Source organism: uncultured Bacteroides sp., from assembly GCF_937912035.1.
In the GTDB taxonomy this organism is placed as follows: Bacteria; Bacteroidota; Bacteroidia; order Bacteroidales; family Bacteroidaceae; genus Phocaeicola.
This window is the reverse complement of the sequence record NZ_CALDPF010000034.1, coordinates 150203-170982: the sequence shown is the minus strand read 5'-3', so window position 1 is coordinate 170982 and position 20780 is coordinate 150203. Positions and strand designations below refer to the sequence as shown.

15 protein-coding genes are annotated in these 20780 nt (G+C 43.4%); 1 reads left to right on the top strand and 14 read right to left on the bottom strand.

The annotated features are described in order from the left end of the window. The first annotated feature begins 106 nt into the window (after window positions 1-106). On the top strand, window positions 107-1111 hold the full coding sequence (locus Q0486_RS09125; RefSeq protein ID WP_299232244.1) for an aldo/keto reductase: 1005 nt from the start codon (window positions 107-109) through the stop codon (window positions 1109-1111). A 57-nt stretch (window positions 1112-1168) separates the two neighbouring features. Here Q0486_RS09125 and Q0486_RS09120 read toward each other — a convergent pair whose 3' ends face one another. From Q0486_RS09120 to Q0486_RS09055, 14 genes are all read right to left on the bottom strand, one after another. Beyond that, window positions 1169-2476 (bottom strand): ATP-binding protein, encoded by a 1308-nt coding sequence (locus Q0486_RS09120; RefSeq protein ID WP_299232242.1) that lies wholly within the window; start codon window positions 2474-2476, stop codon window positions 1169-1171. A gap of 11 nt (window positions 2477-2487) precedes the next feature. Next, the gene (locus Q0486_RS09115; protein WP_299232240.1) at window positions 2488-3843 is read right to left on the bottom strand and encodes a sigma-54 dependent transcriptional regulator; all 1356 of its coding nucleotides are present in this window, start codon (window positions 3841-3843) and stop codon (window positions 2488-2490) included. 40 nt (window positions 3844-3883) lie between these two features. Beyond that, window positions 3884-5377 (bottom strand): TolC family protein, encoded by a 1494-nt coding sequence (locus Q0486_RS09110; protein WP_299232291.1) that lies wholly within the window; start codon window positions 5375-5377, stop codon window positions 3884-3886. 31 nt (window positions 5378-5408) lie between these two features. Continuing rightward, window positions 5409-6707, bottom strand: a complete 1299-nt coding sequence (locus Q0486_RS09105; protein ID WP_299232238.1) for an FtsX-like permease family protein — start codon at window positions 6705-6707, stop codon at window positions 5409-5411. Window positions 6708-6782: 75 nt separating this feature from the next. After that, entirely contained in the window at window positions 6783-8066 is a 1284-nt protein-coding gene (locus Q0486_RS09100; RefSeq protein WP_299232237.1) for an FtsX-like permease family protein, read from the bottom strand. 37 nt (window positions 8067-8103) lie between these two features. Next, window positions 8104-9405 carry an FtsX-like permease family protein gene (locus Q0486_RS09095; protein WP_299232235.1) on the bottom strand — a complete coding sequence of 434 codons (1302 nt, stop codon included), beginning with the start codon at window positions 9403-9405 and terminating at the stop codon, window positions 8104-8106. 4 nt (window positions 9406-9409) lie between these two features. Then, on the bottom strand, window positions 9410-10729 hold the full coding sequence (locus Q0486_RS09090) for an ABC transporter permease (RefSeq protein ID WP_299232233.1): 1320 nt from the start codon (window positions 10727-10729) through the stop codon (window positions 9410-9412). Between the two features lie 19 nt (window positions 10730-10748). Beyond that, window positions 10749-11414, bottom strand: a complete 666-nt coding sequence (locus Q0486_RS09085) for an ABC transporter ATP-binding protein (protein ID WP_299232289.1) — start codon at window positions 11412-11414, stop codon at window positions 10749-10751. 55 nt (window positions 11415-11469) lie between these two features. Next, window positions 11470-12780 carry an FtsX-like permease family protein gene (locus tag Q0486_RS09080; protein WP_299232231.1) on the bottom strand — a complete coding sequence of 437 codons (1311 nt, stop codon included), beginning with the start codon at window positions 12778-12780 and terminating at the stop codon, window positions 11470-11472. Window positions 12781-12786: 6 nt separating this feature from the next. Continuing rightward, window positions 12787-14091, bottom strand: coding sequence for an ABC transporter permease (locus Q0486_RS09075; RefSeq protein WP_299232230.1), 1305 nt, complete (start codon window positions 14089-14091; stop codon window positions 12787-12789). 14 nt (window positions 14092-14105) lie between these two features. Continuing rightward, window positions 14106-15356: an HlyD family efflux transporter periplasmic adaptor subunit gene (locus Q0486_RS09070; protein WP_299232229.1), complete on the bottom strand. Its 1251-nt coding sequence runs from the start codon at window positions 15354-15356 to the stop codon at window positions 14106-14108. A gap of 318 nt (window positions 15357-15674) precedes the next feature. Beyond that, on the bottom strand, window positions 15675-16793 hold the full coding sequence (locus Q0486_RS09065; RefSeq protein ID WP_299232227.1) for a PepSY-associated TM helix domain-containing protein: 1119 nt from the start codon (window positions 16791-16793) through the stop codon (window positions 15675-15677). Between the two features lie 19 nt (window positions 16794-16812). After that, window positions 16813-18207 carry a DUF4374 domain-containing protein gene (locus Q0486_RS09060; protein ID WP_299232226.1) on the bottom strand — a complete coding sequence of 465 codons (1395 nt, stop codon included), beginning with the start codon at window positions 18205-18207 and terminating at the stop codon, window positions 16813-16815. Between the two features lie 26 nt (window positions 18208-18233). Then, window positions 18234-20564, bottom strand: a complete 2331-nt coding sequence (locus tag Q0486_RS09055) for a TonB-dependent receptor (protein WP_299232225.1) — start codon at window positions 20562-20564, stop codon at window positions 18234-18236. Window positions 20565-20780: the final 216 nt, after the last annotated feature.

The window sequence follows — 20780 nt, the reverse complement described above, 5'->3', positions numbered from 1 at the left end:
GATTGCAAAGATAATGTATTTATTTGTTTTTTTGTTGGAATAGAGTTTCATATAATATTTTTATCTTTGTAGCATACTAACTTAAATACATAAATCTAGTATAATTATGATAGAACCAGTATATTCTGCAGCTCCCGACAGATATGAAGGGAAGATGAAGTATCGCAGATGCGGTAAGAGTGGAATTCTTCTCCCTGAGATTTCATTGGGCTTGTGGCATAACTTCGGCGATGTTGATACATTGTCAAACAGTCGTAAAAAGTTGCATTTTGCCTTCGATAATGGTATAACCCATATAGATTTGGCCAATAACTACGGACCTTCGTACGGTTCGGCGGAAGAGACTTTCGGACATATAATGAAGACATCATTCGCTCCGTATCGTGACGAACTCTTTATTTCTACCAAAGCCGGACATGATATGTGGCCCGGACCATACGGAGAGTGGGGCTCAAGGAAATATCTTTTTGCCAGCCTTAACCAGAGTCTTAAAAGAATGAACCTCGAATATGTCGATATATTCTATTCCCACAGGTATGACCCTGAAACTCCGTTGGAAGAAACATTGCAGGCACTCGTAGATATTGTCAGAATGGGTAAGGCATTATACGTCGGTATATCGAAATATCCTGCCGACAAGGCCAGGTTTGCATACGAATATCTGAAGTCCGAAAAAGTACCGTGTCTGTTGTATCAGGGCAGATATAATATTATTAACCGTGGACCTGAGGAAGAAGGTATTCTGGATGAAGCTTATAATACAGGTGTTGGCTTTATAGCTTTCTCTCCACTTGCCCAAGGCCTGCTGACAGACAGATATCTGAATGGAATACCAGAAGATTCCAGAGTTGCACGAGGTGGATACTTGAAGAAAGAAGCGCTCACTCCTGAAATGTTGTCGAAGATATCTGAGTTGAACCGTATAGCTTTGGAACGTGGACAGACTCTTGCCGAGATGTCATTGGCATGGTTGCTTAAGGATAATAAGGTGACATCCGTAATAGTAGGCGCAAGTTCTGTGGAGCAGTTATCCGATAATATCAAGGCTTTGAAGAACACATCATTCGATGAGGCTGAACTCAAACGTATTGATGAGATTATAAAGGATTGATTTTAACAGATTATATATGGAAGTAGTATAGTATCAATGTATGCTATACTACTTTTTTTATTGTATATTGGGGAAAGATATACGGAAACGCGTAAGTCCGTCAGAATATGTACGCAGGGAGAAAGTGCATCCGTGCTTGGTAAGTACTTCACGGATGAATATCAGACCGATACCTTGCCCGTTCGGTTTTGTAGAGAAGAAAGGACTGAAAAGTTTGGCTTCCACTTCCCGGCTGATACCTTTACCTGTATCTGCTATTTCTAGCGTTACGGGTGAATCCGTAGTACGGATGTATATGTCGCCACACTCGCCGATACTTTCAGCGGCATTCTTTATTATATTTACCAGTACCTGTTCAAACAGTACAGTATCTATTTTTACAACAGGATTTTCCGGACAAAGCTCGTTGTGGAGAGTTATTTTACGGTCGCGGCAGACAGTCTCCATAAACATGCGGCAGGCGGAAACTCTGTCGTTCAGCCTTACCTGTTCAAGATTTGGCTCCGGTATCTTGACTACATTTGCAAAATTGGTTATGAAGCTGCTCATGCCATAACAGCGTTCCACACATACTTTCATAACTTCCTGTATGTCTTCCGTATCTTCTATTCCCTGAAGGGCCTCGCTTGCTGTTTCCAGCGTGGAAGTAATACCTGCCGTGGTATTGTTTACCTCGTGGGCTATCATGCGGATAACCTTCTCGTATGCTTTCTTTTCGGCTTTAACCACTTCGGCAGTCAGACTTTCTATCAGAACAAAGGGGTGTGCAAATCCTCTGTCAACAAACGAAAGCCGTGAACAGCGGTAAATCATCGAGTCGCTCAGTCGGATAGTGTCTGTTGTATCTTTGGGCAACCGATCTATCTCTTCAGCCAGCGGACATTCCAGATTCTTGAACTCTTTTCCTGTCAGTTCGTTTGCCGATGTGTATCCCAGAAAGCGTAGTGCGGCAGCATTAATCATGGAAATCTTTCCGTCGAAATCGAGTATGATAACTCCCATTGGGGAAACATTGATAAGCAAATCAAGGAAGTAATTCTGTTCGCGGAGTCTTAACCGTTCGTTTTTCAACTGGTCCATCATTCTGTTGAACATATCTACTATACGGTCTGCTTCAGCCTGTCTTACAGGAGCAAGACGGCTGCTGAAATCCTGTTCGCGAAGCAAATCCATTCCGTTGGCTATACTGTCCAGAGGTTTTACCACTTTGCGGTAGAAATAAACCAAAACAATAAGGCTGAGCGTTATGACTGTCTCGCCTACATAGTGGAGTGTACCCTTTTCTTTTAAAGTGAAGAAGAACAGGATACCCCATGCAAATATCAGTAATATAGCCAGCAGAAAGAACAGGTTTTTCAGTTTCATCCTTATTTGATTTAGTCGTTGAACGAAATGCCGTATTTTTCCAGACGGCGGTATAGAGCTGCGCGGCTGATACCTAATGAAAGAGCTACTTGTGAAAGATTATTGCCGTGTGCTTCAAGTGCCTGCATGATAGTACGTTTCTCCAGTTCCTCCAAGGTCAGACCTTGCAGGTTTTCTGTAACGGATGTAGTAGAAGCCGGATGATACTGTGCCTTGAAGTCATCTGCTGTAAGCTGTTGTTTGCCACATACCAGCAATGTACGTTCTACCAGATTTTTCAGCTCACGTATGTTTCCGGGGTAGGGCAGGCGGCTCAGGTAATCCAGAGCATCGTCAGTCAATTTAACAGAAGAGAGACCGTCGGCTTTGCAACGGCTGTCGGCAAAATGACGTGCAAGCAATGGTATGTCTTCCCTTCGTTCTCGCAATGCCGGAAGATGTACCGTTATCAGATTTATACGATAGAAAAGATCTTCGCGGAATGTGTGTTCACGCACCATTTGCTCCAGGTTGGCATTCGTAGCGCACACCACTCTCACATCTACCTTTCGCGGGCGGCTTTCACCAAGAGGTTCGAATGTCTGCTCCTGCAGGACACGGAGCAACTTGACTTGACATGACAGATCCAGCTCTCCTATTTCATCAAGGAAGATTGTTCCTTTGTCCGCCAGTTCAAAACGTCCTTTACGGTCAGTTACGGCATCGGTGAATGCCCCTTTCTTATGTCCGAACATCTCACTTTCAAAAAGAGTCTGTGAGATACCTCCAAGATTGACTTTTACAAACGGCTTGTTTCTGCGCGGACTGTTCATATGTACGGCCTCAGCAATAAGTTCCTTGCCTGTTCCGCTTTCTCCCGTTACCAGTACAGAGGCACCTGTACGTGCCACTCTTTTTACTGTTGTAAGAACATCAAGCAATGCCTTGCTCTTGCCTATGATATGACTGCGGTCGAATCCGTCATCGTCAGTTAAAACCGTATCTGCAGACTTGTCTTTTGATGTCAGTTCCAGAGCTGTTTCTATGCGTTGCATAAGGGCAGCGTTATTCCATGGTTTTGTGATGAAGTCGAAAGCTCCTGCCTGCATACCTTGTACTGCCAGCGGGATACTTCCCCACGCTGTCATCAATATTACAGGAACTTCTGGACAGAACAGCTTGACCTGCCTGAGCAGTATCAGACCTTCCTCGCCATTGGTGGAAAGACTGAAATTCATATCCATCAGAATAAGTTGTGGTGTAACGGAACGGACTGTTTCTATAGCCTCTTTAGGACCGGAAACAGCCAGGACATCGTACTTTGCCCGCTTCAGCATGAAACTGAGCGAGGAACGTATTGCACTATCATCATCAATTATCAGTATCATAACTCTGCAAAAGTAAATATAATTCCTTTAATCTGTGGTTTTATCTTCTGACAATCTTTTCAAAGTCGGCATCAATCCCGGTGTCAGTCGAGAAATCCCAAAGTGTCAGACTGCGCAACTGATAATAATAATACCAGTAATAAAACAGTTCGTTGATATGCTTGCGGCGTGCCTCATCCTTCTGGCTTTGCGAGTCGTTCAGGTCGAGTGTGGAAATCTTTCCTATCATGAAAGTTTCAACATTGGTATGATAGCGTTTTCTGGCTATCTGGTCAGCCTCATCAGCCAGATGAAGCTGTGTCTGCTGGTTGTTGAACTGCTCAACCAGTATAAAGATATTCTGATTGAAGTTCATGGATTCCTGACGCAGTTTGCTTTCTGTCACTTCGCGGTTGCTCTGTGCCACTTTTACCTGTCCGCGACGCTTGCCCCAGTCCAGTATTGGAATCTTGAATCCTACTTCTACTACCTGATTGTCTTTCAAACGGCGGTAGGCGCTGTCGAAACGGTTGTCCGTACCGGTGAAACCGACCTGTGCAAAGAGAGTAATTTCACGCATATTTCCTTTAGCTTTTGCCACCTCATAATCGGCCTCCAGTTGTCGGCGACGGATGTTGTGGGCGAAAGAGTTATTGGCAAGAGCTTTCTGTAGTACATCATCATAATCTAACCGCACGTCCGGTACTGAATCGGGGACTATAGGTTCGAGTTCCTCGTCTTCACTTAGAGCGAGGAAAGAACGGAGAGTAAACATACAGCTCTTCAACGAACTTTCGTTTGAAGTCAGGGTAGAGCGCGCATCGAGCACATTCAGTTCCAATTGCAGCAGATCATTCTCGCTAATCTGTCCCATACGTCGTTTAGCTTTTGCCACTTCGTGAAGCTTTTCGGCATTGGCAAGGTTCTGACGCGCTATCATTACATTTTCCTTTGCCAGCAGCAGGTTGAAGAAATGATTTATGGTTGTCATTGTCACTTCCTCGGTTGCACTTAGGAAAGCAGCTTTGGCTTCGGCATAGCGTACCGGTTCTATACGGCGGTTCCACTTTATGTTATTCACTCCGAAAATAGGCTGGCTCAAAGTCAGTGCTAGAGGGACGGACATAAATCGGTTTCCTACTGTTCCGTCCATCTGACGCAGAAAATCGAGTGAAGTGTTCAATGACAGTTTACCTCCCGTAAACCAGATGTTCTGGTCGATTGAAAGCTGTCCGTTCATCTGCATATAGTTGTTTCTGACGAATGTATATGAACCGTCCTCCTGCTGGTAGGAGTTGTAGTTCTTGTTGTACGAAGGCAGATTTGCAGAAAAGTTTATTTCAGGCAACAGGTCGGCACGGAATGTACGATACTCCCAATAGGCTGTTTTCAGTTCGTTCAATGCTACCGCTGCATCCACACTCTGTACGCGTGCCAATGTGATAGCCTCGTCCAGTGAGATGGCGCGTCGCTGCACCGGAGAGTCTGTTTCTCCGGCTGCTAGCACCATATTAAGAGAGATTAGAGAACAAATAAGTATAACAGTTCGTTTCATATATCCTTTATAATAGAATTCTTTATAATGTTTATTCATCGTGCAATGCTTCGGCGGGTTGTATCTTCATGGCCCGGCGTGCTGGGTACCAGATGCCCATAACAATCATCAGAGCCATGAGAAGGACAGTGAAAGCCCATGCTTGCAGAAAACGGATAGTGTCGAACGGTAATTGTTTGACTTCCACCAGTTCTGAGAAACCGATATTCAGCGAGATTAATGCTGCAGGTATCATTGCGATGGTGAATAAAAGTAGTCCTTCGCTTATCAGGCGTATGAAAACACCTTTACGGGTGCTTCCCATGGCCATACGGAGTGCAACTTCTTTACGGCGATGCTGTGTGCGGAACCAGAATGTACCCGTAACACCAAGGAAGATATTCAGCATCAGGAATCCCAAAATACAGAGTTGTGACTTGACTTCGTTTACATCTTCTATTTCTTCAATTGTACGTAATACAGAAAATGGCAATACATTAAGGATATATACATTTCCTATTCTGTATAGTCTGTCTGCATCATCCATAAGCGTTTCTATAAAATTGTGGTCTGTTTCTGGTTTTACGCGCACGCTTAATTGCAGGTAGGCCGGATTTCCGAATTCTATCATTACGTTGCGTGGAAGATCTGTGGCGATGAAAGGTCCTCCCCACTGGTCGGAAGTATCAAAGTGACTCCAGCGTAAAGGCTCTGCAATACCGGCTACACGCATACGGAATTCATTGTCAGGTACCCATAATGGCAACTGCTGTCCCAGCAAGGGAGTAGCGTCCGGTAATTGAAGTTCCTCGTAGGCTTTAGTTACGTTACGTGACAGTATGATGGTATTGGGGGTTAAAACTGAAGCCAGTGAATCAGAACTATTTGTATAGACTGTTTTTCCATTCATATCCTGAATGGCCACACCTTTGATACGGAATAAGCGTATAAAGTCAGGTTGTGCCCAGCGGCGCATGGCATTGATTTGTACAGTATCTGCACATACTGTCATGCCATTGCTGCCGTCTCCGTAAGGAATACTGTTTTGCGAGATTGCCACTTCTTCCACACCCGGACGATGACGCAGGCGTTCGGCTATTTCCAGTAAATCGTCAATATCGTTTTCAGGAGTACGTTCTGCATCGTAAAGGGCTGAGTTCGGTGTAAGGCGGTTCAGCATTATGCAATAGCAATGATTTGTATCGAATCCCATTGGCGAAAAATAGACACGTGCCGTCACGCAACACCAGTCAACGATATACCACAATATAACGAATACGACCAGCAATTCAATTCCCAACAGGAAGTTGCTTCGCCATTCATTCTTTAGTTGTCGGAATATAGTTCTCATAAATCAATTTTTTAGTTTTGAAGTAAGTAAAGTGTAATCAGTCAGTAAACTGACCAAGAATAAAAGTCTATTTACCTAAATTCGCCCGTTAATGGCTTCTACGATATTCATTCTTGACGCACGCCATGCCGGAATTCCGGCACTAAGCGTATTCATCAGGAGACAGAATGCAAATGCAATCAGGAATATCCAGGGGTTGAGCAAAGTTCCTGCAGTAAGAGTTGTTTCTCCGGTGAAATATGCATTGGTGGAATTTCCGAAAAGAAAATCATTCAGTACGAAAGTAGCCGCGTAACTTAATGCCAGTCCTAGAATGCCGGCCATGCATGTCAGTATCAGGTTTTCAACGAATACTTGCCATAACAATTCATTTTCAGTGGCCCCAAAAGCTTTGCGTACTCCTATTTCTGATATTCTACGGCGCATACGTGATAGTGTCATGCTACTCAGGTTGATAGCAGGTACGACAAGCAGAACCAGTATAACAGTTATATATCGTATGATTACTCCTTGTATATCCGGAACTTCCGACCATGAACGGTACAGATGTACGAATTGTGTATCCGGCTGTCCGCGATAAAAGACTTCCACACCGTCCTGAGCGTCATTGTATTTTTGTCTCAAGCGTTCGCATTCTTCGCGGATGGCAGAAAAATCGTCATTGTCATGAGCCAGAATAACTGCTCGCATCGGCCCCATAAGGTTATATCCCCATGATTCTGCTTCTGCATTGCCGGCAGTGTAAGGTATCCATACCTGGGCATAAGCCTCGGTTGCCAGTGTAGATACATCTGCTACAACACCGCATACTTGAAAATCTACATGATTTAATTCCAGATGCTTCCCTGTTACATTGGTGTGTCCGAACAGATGTCGTGCTACGGATGCTGCTATTACAGCTTTTGATAATCCGCTGTTTAAATCGGCCTCTGTGAAAGGTTTACCGTCTATAAAACGGAAACTGAATACCTTCCAGAAAGCTTCGTCTGTCTGAACCATATCCGCTGTCATTTTTTTGCCGGCTGGTAATGATGTTCGTACTTTACTTATCTTTGAAATAAGTGTAACGCTCTCTGCTGTTGTCAGCGGTTTGAAACACTCACGGCCAGTTTGTACAGACATTCTCGAGTTTGCTGAACCTCCTTTTGTATTACCCTTGGCACGATAAGACATATTTGGAACGTATAATGAGCGGCTTCGGTTTATTTCAGGCTCACAATCGGCTATGCGTGCTCGTATGGTAATGACAATCACCATAATCATACAGATGGAAAGTGCTGTACCAAGTATGGAAATCCAACTGATGACCGGATTCTCACGCAGATGCCATATCGCCTGTTTAAAATATTGTTTAATCATTGTTCAAATTCTGTTTTGATTTTTTACAATTATTGTTTCATTCGTCTCTCAAAGCTTCTGTAGGTGCAATATTACTTATACGGTGTGCCGGAATATAGATACCTGTCAGTACTACCAGAAGCAGGATGATATAGATGATGAATGATACTATAAGGAAGTGTTGCCCGAAATTGTCAATCCAACATGGCTGTGTTGTGGCATTGATATAGCTGCTGACCTCATGTAGCCCTTCACTGAGACCATATTGCATATATATTATGCATCCTATAAGTGTAGCTATGGTTGTCAGTACCACACCTTCGCCAAGCAGTAGCCGTCGGATGTTGTGTGGTGTAGCTCCATACGACAGCATTACCCCGATTTCTTCACGTCGTGTACGTGTCTGTAGCCAGAAAGTGCCTATTACACCGAGGCAAAGATTGATAAGGAAGAACATCGCTACACTCAGATTTCGGCGATATAGTGAAGTGCTGCTGTAAAATTCGCTATCCGCAATAAGATCGTCATACGATTGAAGGTCGCGTGCATAAAGATTGCCCGCCCGCATTTCACGAAGCATCCATGGCTTGAAATCATGAAGGAAGCGTTCCATGCTGATTCCGTCTTTTATACGGACTACAATATGCATATCTTCCAGATTATCAAGAATATCAGGATGACTTTCTGGAATGAATACTGTCGGTAAAGGACGAAGGTCATTGGCATATTTGAAAGGTTTTACAGTACCCACAACTGACATATATATGGTATCTTTTCCCTCTGCCTCCCAACAACGCTGTCTGTTATAAGTCTTGGTGTGAAACATGCCTTCCAAAGCATCTTCTGTCAGTATTATATCGGACTCTTTATAGGTATAGTCGGAAAGTTGGCTTTCTGTCATGCTGCCTTCTCCACGCTTGAAACCGTATGTTTCAAAGAAATTGGTATGTGGCCAGAAGTAAATATTCATGATGTTGAAATCTGTAGAATCACCTTCTGCTGTCAGAACTGAGCTGCTGCTTCCTATTGAGCATGGATATGCGAAAGAAACCATAGGAGTGGCATTCTTTACATCCGGATGCTGCCGTGTACGTTCAACAATATTCATGTATGCTTGCATCAGAGAAGCTGAATCTGTGCTTTGGGGATCATAGCCTGGGGCTTGTGGCTGGAGCATGGCTACTGACACCATGCATAGACGGTCTGCATCATAACCAAGTGGACGTTGACGGTCGTATGTAACAACAATGACAGGGTCGAATATAATCCACGAAAGTACAGCTACCAATATCAGTTCAGCCATAAGCCAACCGTTGTTACGGCGACGGGACCATAAGTTCTTAAGTATAAGTTTTAGCATAATATTATCTTTTTTCGTAAAGAGAATATACAATAGGTTTACGGAGCGACATCCATGCTGGGAGTAATGCTGACAGAAGGTTCAGCAAAAGGCAGAGCAGAAAGGCTATGCCAAACACTGCAGGTGCGAAAAGCATTTCGCCGGACACATATAGATTTGCATCTTCAGGAGTGGCTGTCGGCCAGTCGCTGAGTAGAGTGAAAATCCATTCACGTCCCAGATAGACGGTTGTCCATGCCACAATCAGTCCTATAATGCCGCCTGCTACGGTAAGGAAGAGATTTTCCCACATAACCTGCGACAGAAGTGCTCCTCTGTTGGCTCCGAATGACTTGCGGACACCCATCTCCAGCAGACGGCTTTCCATACGGCTGGCAATGAGTCCGCTCAGGTTCAGGGCAGGTACCAACAACAGTACCAATACCACGACTATAAGATATCCTGCCGATTTCCAGAAACTGAATCTGACATCTGATGGGATTTCCTGAAAAACACTTACAAAATGTGAAGTGGGTTGTTCCCACAAATCTATACTCCAGGAATCCTTGTATTCCAGGTTTACACGTCTTGTCAGTTCCTTTATTTCGGCACGTAGGGCATCAGCCTGAGCATCATCTTTAACAAGGAAAGTAATGTTATATTGACCGCAATAAGGAAACCTTTCGGTGAGTGGTTTCTTATAATTCGGAATAACCGAATAGGGTAGATAGACCTGTGCGTACGATTCATTTGTAAGGTAGCTTGCTCCACGGACTACTCCACACACACGATAGTCGATATAGTCAAGTGTGAACGAACGTCCCACTATTTCCTCTGTGCTTCCGAAAAGTCGTCGGGCTAGATCATCCGATATGACAGCAGTTCGTATTCCGCTTTCCAAATCAGAATCAGTGAATGGATTGCCATCTACAAAACGCAATGGATAGATACGGAAAAAAGCAGGGTCTACCAGCTTTAATGCCGGGCGAAAATCTCCGCTACGGTCAGCTGGCTGGATATATCCGGCTCCAGACATTCCTCTTCCCAAATGGGCTGAAACCGCTACAACGTTTTTTAGAGGATATATCCATTCCTGTAATGCACGATAACTTAGGCCTGCATTCAAGTTGGATTTCTCTTTTTCCGAATGAAACATGGCATTAGTCAAATATAAAGTGTTGCTCCGGTTTCCTTCGGGATACACCGGTGCCAGCTTTACATAGTAAATTACAGCCATGATAACCGTCATTGCAATGGCAAGGCCTGTTCCTGTAATGTAAAGAGTACTGAATAAGCGGTCCTGCCTCATCAATTCAATGGCTTGTTTAAAGTATGTTTTTATCATATAGAAGTTTCTTGGTATTTTATCCTATCTGACGTCCGTCAAAGAAACGTACTGTTCTTGAAGTCTGTTTTGCCTGTTCTTCGTTGTGTGTAACCATCACTATCGTGCGTCCGTCTTCCTTATTGAGCTGATGTAGCAGTTCCATTACTTCAGCACCCATCTTTGAGTCCAGATTTCCAGTCGGCTCGTCGGCAAGTATTATTTCAGGGTTTCCGATAATTGCGCGTGCTATCGCAACACGCTGGCACTGACCGCCGGATAGTTGTGAAGGCATGTGTCGCATACGATGGCTCAGTCCTACTTTCTTCAGAACCTCTTCCGCCAGATGTCTGCGTTCTTTTGCCGATACGTTTCTGTACAGAAGTGGAAGTTCCACATTGTCAATCACATTCAATGAATTGATAAGATGGAACGACTGGAACACAAATCCCAGGTTCTTGTTGCGGAAAGCAGCCAGTTCCTTGTCTTTCATCCCTTCTACTACTGTTCCTGCTATTTTAATAGTTCCGCTTGTAGGAGCGTCCAGCAGTCCCATAATGTTCAGCAATGTTGATTTTCCACAACCGGAAGGTCCCATAATACTGAGAAATTCACCTTTTTCCACATTCAGGTTTACATTTTCCAAGGCCTGTGTCTCTATTTCATTAGTACGGTAAATCTTGTTGATTCCTGTCAGTTCAATCATGTTCATAGTCTGTTGTTATTTAATTGTTAGTTATATGTTTTTTTATTATAAATCTTTATTCATTTCTCAAAGCATCTGCCGGCAAAGTGCGTGCAGCCCGTACAACCGGAATATATGTGCCTATCAGCGCAATTATCAGCAATATCAGATAACTGATTATCAGAACTATTGAGAAGTGGAAGCCGAAACGGTTCTGCCAGTATTCCGGATTCGGTACGAAATAACTCCTCATTTCTACCGCATACATACCACTGATATACGCATGATAAAGCAAGAAAGGAATGACCAGCACGAAAGCTGTTGTCAATAATAACCATGCCTCGATAAGGAATTGTCGCACAATACACCTTTGCGATGCTCCTATACTACGCATAACACCTATCTCTTCCCGACGGGCATTGCTACGAATCCAGAAGGTTCCCACCATACCCAAGAAGATGCAAAGCAGGGCGAAACCAGTCAAGGCATATTGCAGGCGGAGCTTGTTGGTGACACCGCTTGCCATCGCATAGGCCTCACTCATGTCTGAAAATTTTTTCAGACTGTCAAAATAGAAATTGCCAATGGATAGTTGAGGCCCCACTTCCTGCTGGAAACGCTGTATGAAGGCTGATTCGTCTACACCTGGTTTCAGACGGATGACAAAAGGATACATCCACGCCATATAAGGACTTCCTTGCATATCATCATACATGCGTACAATGAGCGGATAAGGCTGTTCGTAATCACGGTGCTTGAAGTCACGGAATACACCTGCTACTTCTGAAGGTTCATCGTCCTCATAAACTTTTTTCCCTACTGCATCTGCTGTACCAAATAGACGTAGGGCTAACAGTTCAGATATGAAGACTTTTCCTTGAGTCTGTTCGGGTAACCGGATATCATCGCCCGTACGGACATCTTTCATGCCGTAGGTACGGAGCAGATTGCTACCATCAAGTGTTATGAAATTGTACCACTGGGCATGTACGTAGCCTTCTTTTTTGTGTAAAGAGGCGGTATCGGCAAAAACTTGTGTTCCGCTCCACGAGTTGCTGTTAGGAAAACTTTGGTTTGCGGAAATGGACCAGCACTCTACCTCAGGCTGCTCACGCACTATGCGGGCGATACGATGGTAAGCCACCAGATTCATAGAGTCGGAAGCCATATCGGGATTGAAGTTCCCGTTCGTCACGTCGTACATGCCGATGTTCACCACATAAAGTCCTTCGGGATTATAGCCACGGTCGATAGCACGGTTGGCGGTCAATACATAGATAGGATCGATAACCGTCCATAAGAAAAAACTGACAACCAGCAATTCCAAGAATATCCAGCCGTTCTGACGGCGCTGGTTCCATAGTTGGTGTAAAATAGTTCGTATCATTACATTTTATCTTTTCGAGTTCAACGATTCTGTGATGGTATGTCGCAGCGCATACAAAGCAGGGACAAGCGCCGACACCACATTGAGCACAACGCACACGGCCAAGGCAATACCGAATACCGCAGGATTGAACAACATCTCTACCGTGAACGAAGTGGAAAGGGAGGTATCGTAAATGTTCTTGTCGAATAGTGTCAGAATCCAGTCGCTGGCCGTCAATACAATCAAATATGAGAATACCAGTCCCATCAGTCCTCCCAATAAGGTCAACAGGAGATTCTCGCAAAGTACCTGCTCCAACAAACATCGACGGGTAGCTCCGTATGCCTTGCGGAGTCCCAATTCTGAAATACGGCTGTCCATCCGCGAAGAAATCATTCCACTCAAGTTCAGTGCCGGAATGAAAAGTAAAGCCAGCAGGATATAGAGAAAATCTTTAGCTAGATCCATAGTGTCCGGTACCTTATCCAAATCCTGACGGAAGGTGCTGAGCCAATATATGTCCGGTTGTCCCATCAGGTCGTATTCATAGTCTTTGTCCTGCTGTGAATACCGGCGGAACACATCCTGTACCTCACTACGTACCTTTTCAATATTCGCCTTATCGTCAACCAACAGGTAAGCGTACACATTACCCAGCAATCCCATACGGTCCAACTCTTTCCGGATGTATTGTGCATTGAGCAATGGCAGCCAAAGATCTCCTGCCGTTTCTGGTGTAGCATTGGATACGTCCTGTATCACACCACACACACGGTAATCACGTCCATTGAAACCGAAATGACGTCCCGTTACTCCCTCGACCGTAGCAAACAGACGTCTGGCCAGTGATTCGCTAAGGACGGCTACCGGTGACTTGGCTTCAACATCTTCCTGTGTAAAAGGGTGGCCTTCGATGAAACGGAAAGAAAAGAGTTTCCAAAAGTCTTCGTTGGCAAAACGGGGAACTGCCTTGAAAGGCTTTACACCCGTAGCAGACACCTGATAATTTCCCCAAAAATCAAACATACTACCGGCTACCAACTCCACATGGGGCAGGTCTACAAGCATTTCATCAATTACATAATAAGCCATACCGCCGTTGATACTCCAGTTTTCGGGTTTACCCTTCGGATAGCGTTTTATCGGCTTGACTACCAGTGTCCTATCCCTGTTATACTCCGGATAGACAGGACCGAATTTTACGTAGAAGATAATGAAGAGAGTCATTACCAGCGCAATGGACAAACCAGTACCCACCACGTATATACCGGTAAAAAGTTTGTGTTGTCTGACAAGTGTCCATGCTTGTCTGAAGTAATTCCTTATCATACTTATCGCTGTATTTATTTTCTTAGTTTCAACTTGTTCTTGTTTTTATACTGACTCATGTCGCTAATAACAACTCTGTCACCGGGCTGAAGACCTGACACCACTTCCACATATTCGAAGTTGGAATCTCCCAGACGGACTTTTCGTTTTACCAGCTCATCTGAACCGTCAAGTACAAAAAGCTGATAATCGCCACGCCCGACGTAATAGCTTGAATTGGCAATGCGCAACACATCTTCCTTTACGGCATTCATCACATACACATCTGTTTTCAGTCCTGAGCGGAGACGGCGGTTACTGTCGTCTTCCAGTTGAACGGTAAATGAAATGACTCCGTTCTTTGAAAGCGGTGTCACACTGCTCACCTGGCCCTCAAGTTTCTCACTACCTATCTTTACTACAGCCTTTCCGCCGGCTGCAACACGGTCGCCGTATGTGTCGGCTATCTCACCCTCAACCTTGAAATGGCTCAAATCGGAAATGACTGCTATACGCGAACCTTCGTTTACCTGAGCTCCAATCTGATTGTTGATATACGTCAGAATAGCCTTGCGTGGTGAGCGTATCTGTGCTTCGTCAAGCGTACGTTTTGTCTCGGCAAGTCCTTTAAGGAAAATTTCATATTCCAGTTGTTTTACCTTCAGGTCGGCTGCCTTGACCTTTCGTTCATTGGCGAGTTGCTGATGCAGCTGTTCCAATTCCAGCTTTCCTGTTTCGAAATTCAGTTCTGCCTGATGAACCCTGTCCATGGTACCCGAACCCAGACTGTCGAGATAACGTTCATTGCGCAGTTCCACCTTCATGCGGTTCAGTTTCATTTCAGCCACCTTTACTTTCATTTCAAGGTCACTCAGGTACGTACTGTTGTTCACTTTCAGCTGTTCCAGTTGATAGCGTTTCATCTGTTCCTCATCCAGCAGCTTGTCGTATTCTGTCTTTGCGCTCTGCAGGTCCAGTTTAAGAATAGGTGTACCTATATTTACGCTGTCTCCACCTTTCTTATATACTTCCAATATACGTGTGTTGATAGGGGAGTTGATAATTTCCTCGAATGCGGGAACCACCTTTCCTGAAGCGCTGACACTAACTTCTATAGTACCTTTGCTCACTTCCGAGAATACCAGGTCTTTTTCTTTCACACTGCTGCGCATCAGGGAAAACAGTATTAGGATGAGGGCAATGCAACCACCTCCTATACCTCCATATTTTAAAATCCGTCTGTTACGTTCCTTTTTCAGTACATCTTTTGGTATTTCTCTATCCATAATAATCTGTTTTGAATAAAATTGTTCGTTATGACGCTTTTTATTATGCAAGATGTGTGCCAAAATATTAATCCGTTGATTATCAGTGGAAGACAAAAAAATAAGGTGTCCGAAAACGGACACCTTGTACGGTTTTATATTTAAATACTGTCGTCGAAAAAGTATTTTCTTCAGCTTATTTTCTATAAACCACAGTGTGGTTTATAAAAATACAACTTGTGTTTATACAAACCACACTGTAATTTATATAAACACAAGTTATATTTATAGAATATGTTAGCTCGTTACTAACTTTCTGATTTGATGTTTGGAGTTTTGTTACCTCATCTTCTTTTTAAGCCAAAGATAGTATCCGGTCAGTGGGAGAGTGGCACCTATCAGTGCAGCCAGGAAATATAGGATTTTGGTAACAGGACCGCCCCATGTACCTACGTGCAGCGAATAAATCAGTCCTCTGAGGTTCTGTCTCACACTGTTATCCTCGAATTTCCTGATTTCGGTTATTTGTCCGGTCTTCGGGTTGAACTTTACATTGTCCGACTTACTCCTGTATCCGTTTTTGTTCAGTGATACAGTAGCTTCGTTTTTGCTCAGTTTGATATAGTAGTATTCAGAGTAGAGACTTCGTATTTCCTTTAGGGCAGCATCGTATGCTATGGCATTTTCCTGTTTGCGTTCTGTCTTGCCGCTATCTTTTTTGTCATCATGCCCGTGACTGTGTCCGTGTCCGGCTTGTTGGCTCTGGGCTTGAGGTTCGGCTCCAAGGAGTGAGTAAGCAGCTTCTCTATACCAACCGAACGACCATGTAGGTCCGGTCAGTGCCATAAGAAGTAGGAATATTGTGGCATAGAAGCCGAGTGCTACGTGCGAATCGTACATCAGTCGTTTTGTACCTTTGCCGCAAGCTACTGTAAGTCTGTTCTTCAGAGCCTTACGTGTGCGTGGAATCCATATTACCAGCCCGCTTATGAGGATTATTGTCATTGCTATAGTGGAAATCCCTACTATAAGTTTACCGGTTGACATGCTGCCTTTACTCTTAGGAACATCAAGGAACCACCTGTGCAGTTTCCTCATTGTCTGAAAGAAAGGATATGATTTTGACCATCCTATGCTTTCTCCGGTATAAGGGTTGACGAAAAGTACTTTCTTTCCTCCGTTACTGAAACTTATCTGATATGTAGCATCTGCTGCTTTGGGGATGCTTACGGATGAAATCTTCATTTCGCCGTGTCTCTTTTGGACGATATTTATGACTTTGGAAGGATTCAGCCTTTCTTTCCCCTGCGGTATTTCCACCTGATAAAGGTACTTGTTGAGGGCACGTGTGATATCCTGTTCGAATACAAGTGTGGCTCCGGTGAAACAGATTATTGTGATTATTATTCCAAGCGGTATGGATAGCCATAGATGTATTTTGTATAGTAGTTTTTTCATTCCAGTCTTTTAATTTTTTTTATTCAGTTATGTTAAGTCTTCCAACACCCGAAAGTTGTGTTGCTTCTACTGTTAGTCCTTTTGTGGCAGCTCCTGTGGCAGGATCAATTCTGTAGATAGCCGGATAACCAGACGTAGTAGTTACGGCAATATATGCCTTTCCGTTTTCCACGTATGGAGTGTTGCCGAATCCGCTTATGTCAGAAGGCATTCCTGATACGTAAGTAATCTTCTTGTCTTCTGCTTTGAAGATTGCAAGCTGGTTTGCTGTATATCCTGTTTCGGAGAATGGACGGTCATACATTAGCAAAAGGAAATAATCGTCAGCAATAGGCCAACAGCGCATGAATGATTTTCCACCTGTCTGTTCTTCGATGTTGCAGTAGTAATCGTCAAAGCTTTCTGTTCCTGCAGGTATTCTAACTACTCCTGCAGGTAGTGTAGTCTGCTGGCGGTTGTCTGTCATTGTTTTGGCATAACTTGGTGAAAATACATAAATATCACCGTTGCCTGCACTCCATACCATCTGGTAGTACTGCGATTTCATCCTTCCTGCCGCATAGCTTATCTTGTCTGTTGTTATGATTTTCTTTTCTGTAAGACTCTCGTCACTGAATATTGCTATGTGACATTCATTCGGGTATTGGGTCCATTGCAGTTCATCTTTCTTGTATGAGCTGCTTCCGCTACCGCCTGCTTCTGTCTTTATCAAATCCTCATTGCCTGGCAAAACCCATTTCCCATTCTCAAATTTTGTTCCATACTGGCTCAGTCCCATAGGAATAGCTGCAGAAAATATTTTGCCGTTATTTTCAAGAATGCCGGCTAAGGTTACATATTCTCCGTTGCCAAGGAAATTTTCCGACAGATACTTTTCGTTTTTAGTATCGTTTGTGGTGTATTTTTCTCCTGCTGCATCAAGATAAGAAATCAGGAATGATTTCGGAGTGTAACCGTTCTCGTCGTTCCACTCTGTAGGTCCGTCGCCTGTAGATGTAGTCATGATGTACTTTCCGTATGTGCCGAAAGTTGTAAATCGTCTGATAGCGAATTCGCCGTTTCTCTTTTTGATATCATTGTTTGCATCAAGGATGAATGATGTGGTTACACCTGCATTCCCCTGATTGTATGCCAGTCCGTAAAGGTACTGGTTGTTATAGTATATCCACTGTGTGGCTCCGTCGTTCACAAGGCCGTTGTTTTTCGTTGATACAGTCCCTTCATCAAGCGATGAGGCTGTAAGAAGTACGTTGGTGGTATTTCCTGATGCTGTAACGGATGCGGCTATTACGTATTGTCCTTTTGAATTGTTGTTATTATTATCGTTACCGATATTCTCTTCTGTGCAAGATGCGGCAGAAACAGCTATTCCAAATACGATAGCTGCGCTTTTGATGAAATTCTTTTTATTCATATCTTTACTCGTTTTATATTTATCATTTATTTTCCGAAATATACTCTCAGTTTTCCGTAGAAAGCTCTTCCTGCTTTCTGGAGACTGAAATTGTCGTATAGCTTTTCATCCGTCAGGTTGCGACATTCGAAGGAGATGTTGTATCTTCCTTTCTTCATGCTGTATGAAAGGCTTATGTTGTGCGAAAACTGATTTGGTACTATGTAATCGCTGCTTGAGCCTATTACCTGCGAATAGTATGAAAAGCTGTGCAGATACTGGTTGTCGTAAGTAAAGGTTAGTGTGTTACCTTTTTCAAACAGGTTGTGCCAGTATAGGTTTATGTCCGAATCGGCAAACATATAAGGTATGTTTGGCATACGTTCCTTGTAAGCCAGATTAGGCTGGTTGGTACCTATTGCCATTTCCTGATTGTCCCTTACATCCATTCGGGTGAAATTCCCTCCGATACTCAGCCAATTGCTGAATCCGTATCTTATTGAAGCATTAACTCCTTTGGTAAGAACCTTTCCGTAGTTGATATATGTTGCAGCCATTTTGCCACCGCTGAGGTCGGCAATGTTTCTCTGTATATAATCCTTTGTATCACGATATACAAGTCCACCTTCCAGATAAATACTATGTTTGCCAAAAGTCTTGTTATAGCTTATATTCAGATTTATATTGTCACTGCTCTCAGGGCGAATACTTACATCACCCATTTCCAGATCTTCATCACCGAACATTTCCTCAATGGTAGGCAGACGGTAGGCTTTTTCATACGAGAGTTTTATCTGCAATGAAGGTATTACGAAGAATGTACCTGCCGCTCCGTAGCCTGTTGAGCTTACTTTTCTGTCTGTACGCACAAAGTCTGAATTATTGGAGTCTGTGGCTTGCGGACCTGACACATACTGCAAATATTGCTTTGCGAAAGCTGAAAAATTCCATCTTTCCGACATCATCAGTCTGTATGAAAGTCCGCTGATATTTTTTCTTGTACGTTTGTCTATCGGATCTGTCTGTTCTTCCTTTGTCAGTAGGGAAGTGTTTTCGCGTCTGAATGCATTGAACACATTATTAAATGTGATGAAATGTGCCTTGCCTATTCTGTAGTTCAGTGTAAGTGTGCTGTTCCAGTTGTCATTGTCTGCACGCGAATACTGATAAGACTGTTCGCCACGGGAATTCATCAGTTTTTTGTCGCCCAGCCAGTTGTATTCGTAGGCTGCAGTATCTACATTATAAGTAGTGTTCCTGTTGTAATTTCCTGTCAGTGTCAGTTCAAGCCCCTTAACTATAAGGTCTCTTTTTCTATATTCCACAGAAGGCATAAACGAGTGACCTTTCCTGTGTTTCTCTCCATAGACAATATTCTGTCGCACGCCGGTCTGTATGTCCTGGTACATGTTTGAATAGGTAAATCCGAACATAAGGCGGTCTGCCCATATCTTGTCCACGACTCCTATTTTCCCGATGACAGCTTCGTTGTGATAAGTGTCATTGAACCTTTTTACTCTGCCTGTTCCGGCATTTATATTTCCTGTTTCGAAATCCTTTATCGGACCGTCTATGTAATAATTATTGTCTGAATAGTTTTGGAAAGCATTTATTTCGTAGGTAAATCCGTTTTTCAAAGACTGTCCGAAATGAACGTTCGATTTATGTGTATTGAACGAACCGTATGAGTACGAAGCATCCAGAAACCAGTTACGTTTTTTTTTGTTTGTTACTATATTGATAACTCCTCCTATGGCATCCGAACCGAACCCTACCGGAACTACTCCTTTATATACTTCTATTCTTTCGGCAAAGTTTACTGGAATATTGTTGAGGCCGAACGAGCTTCCAACACCTTCCTGTGGAACACCGTCTATAAAGATCTTTACGTGTTTGCCGCTAAATCCGTCGAGCATCATCTGCATGTCCGAACCTACACCACCTGATTCCCTGAGCTTCATACCCGGAGCTTTGGCCAGTGCATCGCTAAGGCTCTTCGTGCTGTTCTTCATATCCTTTGTATCTACAGCCACTGCATTGAACGCCGAGCGCTTGAGACGACTTACACCGTTCGACACTACAACCACTTCGTCCAGTTCTGTTACAGACGGTTTCAATGTTACTTTGTGATTGTAATTTTGATTGCTTATTGTTACATTCTTTTCGTATGTCTCGAAACCTATTGCTGAAACAACAAGAGTGTATTCTCCAGCAGGAGCATTAAGTGTGTATTCACCTTTTTCATTAGTGGTACATCCGAAGTTGGTGTTCTTCAGATAAACCGTTGCAAAATCTACAGGATTCTTGTCTGTCGATTTTACTGTTCCGGACAGGATAATTTTCCGGACTTCAGCTTTGGCTGTTAAACAAAAAGCCATAGCGGTAAACAGAAATAAAAATTTAAAATACTGACTCCACAGTGTTTTGCCCATAAACTAATACCTTATAAATATATTTTCTGATTCTTTAATTCCGGATGCAAAGTTACTGTCATAGGCTTTTTGTCGCAATCGCAATTTTTAGGTATATTTCTTACTGTTTTTGCGGTGTATCTAATTATTTTTAGGTATAGCTCAAAATTGATAATAAACATA